General features: G+C 36.7%; 6 protein-coding genes and 1 pseudogene. 3 read left to right on the plus strand and 4 right to left on the minus strand.

Translation table 11 applies throughout. From position 1 onward, the window contains the following. Positions 1 to 13 precede the first annotated feature (13 nt). Positions 14 to 406: pseudogene (locus V7659_RS28740) on the minus strand (SDR family NAD(P)-dependent oxidoreductase); the annotation flags it as partial. Between the two features lie 48 nt (positions 407 to 454). Beyond that, complete coding sequence (locus V7659_RS28745; protein WP_335543465.1) at positions 455 to 1,633, minus strand: acyl-CoA dehydrogenase family protein; 1,179 nt, start codon at positions 1,631 to 1,633, stop codon at positions 455 to 457. A 248-nt stretch (positions 1,634 to 1,881) separates the two neighbouring features. Here V7659_RS28745 and V7659_RS28750 point away from each other — a divergent pair, with 248 nt between their 5' ends. The 3 genes from V7659_RS28750 to V7659_RS28760 all read left to right on the plus strand — a co-directional run bounded on the left by V7659_RS28750 (position 1,882) and on the right by V7659_RS28760 (position 4,508). Continuing rightward, a complete protein-coding gene (locus tag V7659_RS28750; protein WP_335543466.1) occupies positions 1,882 to 2,034 on the plus strand; it encodes a YpzG family protein in 153 nt (50 codons plus the stop codon). Between the two features lie 196 nt (positions 2,035 to 2,230). Next, positions 2,231 to 2,734 carry a GNAT family N-acetyltransferase gene (locus tag V7659_RS28755; protein ID WP_335543467.1) on the plus strand — a complete coding sequence of 168 codons (504 nt, stop codon included), beginning with the start codon at positions 2,231 to 2,233 and terminating at the stop codon, positions 2,732 to 2,734. Between the two features lie 103 nt (positions 2,735 to 2,837). Further along, positions 2,838 to 4,508 (plus strand): PAS domain-containing sensor histidine kinase, encoded by a 1,671-nt coding sequence (locus V7659_RS28760; RefSeq protein ID WP_335543468.1) that lies wholly within the window; start codon positions 2,838 to 2,840, stop codon positions 4,506 to 4,508. A 22-nt stretch (positions 4,509 to 4,530) separates the two neighbouring features. Here V7659_RS28760 and V7659_RS28765 read toward each other — a convergent pair whose 3' ends face one another. Both V7659_RS28765 and V7659_RS28770 read right to left on the minus strand, forming a co-directional pair. Further along, positions 4,531 to 5,637 (minus strand): GerAB/ArcD/ProY family transporter, encoded by a 1,107-nt coding sequence (locus tag V7659_RS28765; RefSeq protein WP_335543469.1) that lies wholly within the window; start codon positions 5,635 to 5,637, stop codon positions 4,531 to 4,533. A 77-nt stretch (positions 5,638 to 5,714) separates the two neighbouring features. Further along, the coding region (locus V7659_RS28770) for a GerAB/ArcD/ProY family transporter (protein ID WP_335543470.1) at positions 5,715 to 6,423 on the minus strand (709 nt) is incomplete at its 5' end.

The raw sequence follows: 6,423 nt of genomic DNA on the forward strand, positions 1-6,423 counted from the left end.
CGTATTTATTTTACACCATATATTTTTGGGCAGCACGGGCAGCATTGAATGATCCTTTTAAGTGTACATCCATGACCATTTGCCAGTCTGAATCTGTCATTTTAAAAAGCAGGTTATCGCGGATCACTCCTGCATTATTTACAAGAATATCAACGGACCCGAATGCCTCATAAACCTCTTTCATCGCGATTTCAACTTGCTCCGCATCCACGACATTTGCAACTTTCGAATACACGTCTACACCTTTTTCTTTTAATTCACTGGTTGTTTCACTTAACGCCTCTTCATTCAAATCAATTAAAGCAACCTTCGCCCCTTCTTGGGCAAAAAGCTCAACGATTCCTTTTCCGATTCCACGGCTTCCACCCGTTACAAAAGCTACTTTTCCTGCAAATCTTCCTGCCATTTCTATTCTCCTCCGGTTTAATATATTTGTAGAATGCGCTTACATTTTTTATACATATTGACCGATCTTAACATGGCCTTTAATCAGGTTCCGCGCGATAATCATTCGTTGAATTTCATCTGTGCCATCGTAAATTCTCCATAGTCGCGCTTCACGGTACCAGCGCTCAATTGGTAATTCTCTTGTATAACCCATCCCGCCGTGAATCTGAAGGACACGGTCGACGACATTATTTCCCATATTTGCACCATATAATTTTGCCATTGATGCTAAGTGCCGATTATCTTCCCCATTATCTAAGGTGAAAGCTGCGTTCAAGACGAGCCACTTTGCCGCTTCAATTTCAACTGCTGAATCAGCGATTTGCCATTGGATTGCTTGTCTTTCGGCAATTGGTTTACCAAAAGTGACCCGTTCCTTCGCATAATCAATCGCCATTTGCAGCAAACGTTCGGCAGTTCCGACTGCTCTTGCCCCTACGACCCAGCGCGCAAAACCGATCCACTCTAGACCGAGATTATATCCTTTGTGTAACTCACCAAGGATATTTTCCTCTGGTACACGGACATTTTCAAATACAAGGCCAGCTGGTCCCCATTCTCCCATTGTATGTATATACTCTGATTTCCAGCCCATATCTCGGTCGACAATAAAGCATGTTACTCCTTCACGCCCATGTGTGGATTGATGAAGTTCTTTGTCAGTAATCGCTATGGCCATCACAAAGTCGGCTTCATTTCCGCCTGTAATAAATGTTTTTTCACCATTTAGGACCCATTCATTTCCGTCTTTTACAGCCGTCATTTTAATATTTCTTGTATCGGAACCAGCACCAGGCTCCGTCATGGCAAAACAAGACTTTTTCTCTCCGTTAATCGTTGGGATTAAATATTTTTTCTTTTGTTCTTCATTCCCATAATATAGGATATTATCAGCACTACCGCCAAACTGAAACGGTACAAATGTTTTTGAAACCTCCATTAACACAATCGCCATCATCATTTGGCCCAGGTCTGCCCCGCCGTATTCTTCGGGAGTATTAATTCCCCAAAATCCAGCTTCCTTAGCTTTTAATTGCAATTCCTTAAGTGTACCGGCAGGAAGACTTGGTTTACCTTCACGTTCATTTCTAAGGACATCATTTTCAAGTGGAATGAGTTCTTTTTCTACGAATCTCCTAATTGTTTTTTGAACCATTTTTTGTTCATCAGTCAAACGTAAATACATATCATTCACTCCATTCTTATTCTAAGATTAATTGTTAATGCCGTTAAATAATCATATGCTAAACCATTCTTAAGCATACCTACCGGTTGGTATGTAGCTTTATTGTATTCCGAACTTTCAGATAATACAAGTGTTTATTTAGATTTAATTATTTCAGTTTTAATGACTATTTTCTTGTTTTTTTACAAATGATAAATATGATATTCAGTAGAATATCTTCGTTTCAAATCCTTTAATGAGGTGATTTGATGAGCTATAAAGATCATTTAGATCCGCACTCTGAGCTTTTCCATTATGGTACAACGAGAGCGAAGCATACCAAAGCACAGGTTAATGGACAAACAAAAATGTCTCAAAACCAGATCATTCTAAGGAGTAATGCTAAAGCCCACCGCTGGTAAGGTTTTGGCCAGGAAACGAGTTATGGCAGTTTAGAAATAAATTGTCATGAAAAGAAAAGGCCTTTTCTCGGATAATAATTTCGAGAAAGGGTTTTTCTTTTTTCAAATAATTATGGTACGTCAATATTGATAATGTTAGTTCCAAAAGCTAATATAAAAACTATTAGACAATAAAAAAACGGGAGTGGTAAATGACATGTTTGAGGCCTTTACGATTAGAGATGCAAATTTGAGTGATTTGGAAACCATTATCAATATTTACAATACAACTATAGCAAGCAGGATGGTTACAGCCGATTTAGAGCCAATTTCAGTAGAGAACCGGATCCAATGGTTCCATGAACATTCACCCGCTTTTCGTCCATTATGGGTTGTTGAAGACAAAGGTGTAGTTTGCGCATGGGTAAGCTTCCAATCCTTTTACGGCCGCCCAGCTTATAATGCAACCGCGGAAATTAGTATTTATATTCATCCAGACTTTCGTGGGAGAAAACTGGGTAAATTTTTAATTCAAAAAGTGATGGACGCTTGTCCTGGATTAAACATCAAAACCCTGCTTGGTTTTATTTTTGGTCATAACGAACCTAGTATCAAGCTTTTTAAAAGCTTTGGCTTTGAAAAATGGGCTCACCTTCCAAATGTAGCTGAACTGGACGGCGTTGAGAGAGATTTACTTATTCTTGGGAAAAGAATCCAATAAATAAGGAATTCTACTATTTTCACTATTGTATTATTCCAAAATAATGGATTTTCTAGTACTATAGACTATGTACTATATTTATTGAAAAGAACTGGAGATTTCCATGAATAAAAAAAAGCTGATCCTGTTTTACTTAATTTCAAGTATTATTTGGATCTTTGGGTCCAATTATTTAATTGAAAAGTTTATCCCCTCTTCGATAGTTAATGTGGTTGAAAGGGTAAAAGAGATGTTATATATTTTGGTTACTGGAGGATTTCTTTATTTTTTTATCAGTAAAAAAGAGGAATTATCTGTTTCCCAGGAAGATCAAAAACGGTTATCTACATTAATCAATTCAATGGTTGATTTTGTTAATTTTAAAGATGGAGAAGGCCGATGGATTGAAGCCAATGAATTTGGGTTACAATTGTTTCAATTGGAGAATGTAGATTATCGAGGAAAAAAAGACTCTGAATTAGCCAATTATACTGACTTTTATGGAGATGCCCTTAGATATTGTGAAATTTCTGATGAAGAGGCATGGAATAATCGGGCCATTACCCGTATTGAAGAAGTCCTTCCTGTCCCAGACGGGTCAGCAAGAATCTTTGACACGATCAAAGTGCCTCTATTTAATAGTGATGGCAGCCGACAAGGGTTAGTAATTATTGGACGTGACATCACCGAGAAAAAGGAAATGGCGTTAAAATTGGCAGAAAGTCAGCAACAATATAAATCATTGTTTGAATACAGTCCAGATATTGTATATATGATGGATCTGAGTGGAACGGTTACCAATTTAAACTCACAATATGATGTCATTACCGGCTTCAAACGTGAAGAAATAATAGGAAAAAACATTAAGAATTTGCTGCCGAAAAAATATGTAAGGTATCTACCTATATTTATTTCCACAGTTGTGGAAGAAATTAAACCAGTCATGTATGAGATAAACATTCCACATGCCAACGGGAATCGGATCATATTACAATGTACTTCCCTGCCAATCATTATTAATGGGAAGATTGCTGGAATTATTGGCTATGGCAGTGATGTCACCAAATTAAGGGAAACAGAAGAACGTCTTCGAAGGACAGAAAAGTTATCGATTGTAGGTGAATTATCTGCAAGCGTAGCTCATGAAATTAGGAATCCGCTGACATCCTTAAAAGGGTTTGTTCAGCTTTTATCAATGGAAGATGTAAAGCACCAATACTATTATCAAATTATGTTAGACGAATTAAACCGAATCAATCATATTGTTGGTGAGCTATTGCTATTAGCTAAACCGCAGATCTTAAAATATACCAAGGCAGACCTCCAAAAGATATTGAAGGATGTCATTTCACTATTAAGCACAGAAGCTAGTTTATATAATGTCCAAATCGAATCCTCATTTCTGGAAAATGAAATCGTTATTGAGTGTGAACCCAACCAACTCAAGCAATTATTTATCAATCTTATTAAAAATTCAATTGAAGCTTCACCAAAAGGCGGAACTGTTTCCATTGATTTAGAGCAGTCAGAAGAAAATAAGGTAGTAATCCATATTAATGACAATGGCTGCGGTATTTCAAAAGAAAGATTAGAGAAAATTGGCGAACCATTCTATTCGTCAAAAGAAAAAGGGACAGGATTAGGATTAACGGTAAGTTTCAAGATTGTTCAATCTCACCAAGGCACTATTCATTTCGTTAGTCAAAAGAATCAAGGGACATCTGTCCAGATAGCCCTACCTGTTAAGCAAAATACTCCGAAGCATACCCACCGATTGGCCAACGAAAAAGTATAACAAATTGTTTAAGCCCGAGCTATCATGCCGGGCTTTTCTTTTTCTTCCTATTCCTGAAGAAAGCAATAATTAGTAACGAAGACGGAATGATAATTTGAAATGGCCAATGCAAATAAAGCGGGACTAAAACTAACCCTTCCTTTATATGTTCTGCGTAATTGGAAGCAATAGTAACGGATGCAAATAATACAATCAGACCTAAAGGAAAGCCAATTTTGCGTTGATTCGGAATTCGAAAGATATCCGCTGCACCTGCAACTGCTGCATAAAAGTAGATCGCAATTTTGAAAAAACCTCCAATAATTAAATAGAGCATAAATAATACGTCTAAACGCTCAATAAAATCAGCAATTTGAATTCGTCCTACTGTGGTTAAAAGTGGGAAAGTAGATCGATAAAAGAGAGCCACTCCTAAAACTGAAATATTTACTACCACTGTGATGGTAATATTTATTCCGCTTAAAATCATCCCACTCAGACAAACGATCTTAGCTTTCTTTTTATCTCTTAAGAATGGAAGCAGCATAGTAAAAACGACCATTTCCCCAAAGGGAAAGGTAATGGTTTGTGTTAAAAATGTTTTTATGACAGGTTTCAACCCATATTCTAAAATTGGCTTTAAGTTTCCTAAGTGAATCAAACCAGAAAAGACAATTAACAGCATCCCTAATATCGCCGTCAAGTAGACAACGCCGAAGAAAATTTCTCCAACCCGTGCTAATACTTCAAACCCTTTATGGATGCCATAAATAATCGTAATAATCATTAAGGAATTGATAACAAATAATGGAGTACTATTATAAATGGTTGAAGATAATAATTCTCCAAAATCGCGTAATACCCTTGAAGCACAATATAAAAAGTAGACAACATATAATACCCCAATAAACCTTCCTAGCCATTTCCCTATTATTTCTTGAAGATAACTAGTTAAGGGCAGGTCAGGATAGTACACAAATAATCGATAATAAACAAAAAAGACCATTAATCCACCGGTTAAACCCAACAATACAGCTATCCAAGCATCCTGTTTGGCACCTGACGCAATCCCAACCAGAATAGCACTGCCCATTTCAAATAATACAACTAGGACAAATAATTGGGTTGTACTTATTTTTACTTTTTCCATGTACGTACGTTCCCCCCCTTAAAAAGGGTTATATATTACTTCTGAGCAATACCAATTTTCCCCAAAACTAATTCAGCTTATGCCGTGCTTGTTTTTTTCTTTCGATTACGAAAAAACGCAATGATTAGCAAGATGGAGGGAATGATGATTTGAAATGGCCACGAGAGAAAAATCTGAACAACACCAATACCCTCTCTTATAAATTCTGCAAAATTAGAGGCAATAGTTATCGAACCAAATAAAACGATCATCCCAATTGGAAATGCAAGCTTGCGTTGGTCTTTAAAATGAAAGATATCAGCAGCACCGGCCACCGCCGCATAATAATAAATCGCAATTTTAAAGAAACCGCCAATAATTAAATAGAGCATAAATAATACATCTAATCGTTCAAGAAAATCAGCAATTTGGATTCTCCCTATTGTGGTTAATAAGGGGAACGTAGATCGATGAAAGAGACCTATGCCTAATACAGAAATATTTACTACAGTTGTAATGGTGATGTTAATGCCCGCTAATATCATCCCGCCTAAACAAACGATTTTAGCCTTTTTTTTATCATTTAAAAACGGGAGCAGCATCGTAAAGACAACCATTTCTCCAAAGGGAAAAGTGAGGGTTGTCTTTAAAAATGTTTTAATAACAGGTTTTAATCCGTCCTCTAAGATTGGGGTTAGATTACCCAGATGAATTAAACCAGAAAAGGTAATTAACAACATGCCAACAATCGCTGTAATGTAGACAATTCCAAAATAAATCTCGCAAACTCGTGCTAATACTTCAAAC

This window comes from Neobacillus drentensis (assembly GCF_036966985.1).
Taxonomy (GTDB): domain Bacteria; phylum Bacillota; class Bacilli; order Bacillales; family Cytobacillaceae; genus Neobacillus; species Neobacillus drentensis_E.